Genomic DNA, 586 nt, shown 5'->3' with positions numbered 1-586 from the left:
CTCAACGGCCTCTCCGTGGCTCAAGGGATGCGTCGGCGCAAGTATCTGCTGTCAGGCCTGTTGTCCTGTGGTCAGTGTGGCGGCACCCTCGCCGTGGCCGGCAGCGGCAAGACGCGGCGATGCTACTGCGCCAACGCCAAAGAGAAAGGCGCATCCATCTGCACCGGGATGCGCGGACTGAAAGAAGAAGATGCCGCGCTCTCGATTCTGTCTGGGCTAAAGGTCGGTCTGATGCAGGACCAGGCCTATGCAGAGTTTCGGGAGAAGTTTCTGGCGCGCAAGAAAGTTGAAGAGAAAGAACGCGATGATTTGCTCCGGCTCCATAGCCAGGCTGTGCGTCAGCTCGAGCCCCGGCACGCAAACCTGATGAAAGCGGTTGAGGATAGGGACTATTCTGCCCCTATCATAGCGCAGCTCAACAAGGTGGATGCTGAACTGACCCAAGCACGGGCCAAACGGGACGCCGCAGCCCCAGAGCCCATCTTCTTGCCCCAGGACCTCCCTGTCTTCTACCGTGCCCATATTGACGATCTGGTGGGCACCCTATCAGACGAGGGCGTCTCTGGGCGTGCCAGCGAAGAACTCC

The 586-nt window shown here is 60.1% G+C and carries 1 protein-coding gene; it reads left to right on the top strand.

From position 1 onward, the window contains the following. Positions 1-27 precede the first annotated feature (27 nt). The coding region (locus P2081_RS20270) for a recombinase zinc ribbon domain-containing protein (RefSeq protein WP_278924597.1) at positions 28-586 on the top strand (559 nt) is incomplete at its 3' end.

It is taken from the genome of Pseudophaeobacter profundi (genome assembly GCF_029697505.1).
In the GTDB taxonomy this organism is placed as follows: Bacteria; Pseudomonadota; Alphaproteobacteria; order Rhodobacterales; family Rhodobacteraceae; genus Pseudophaeobacter; species Pseudophaeobacter profundi.
The sequence above is the reverse complement of the archived record's forward strand: the minus strand, read 5'-3'. Positions and strand labels throughout refer to the sequence as shown.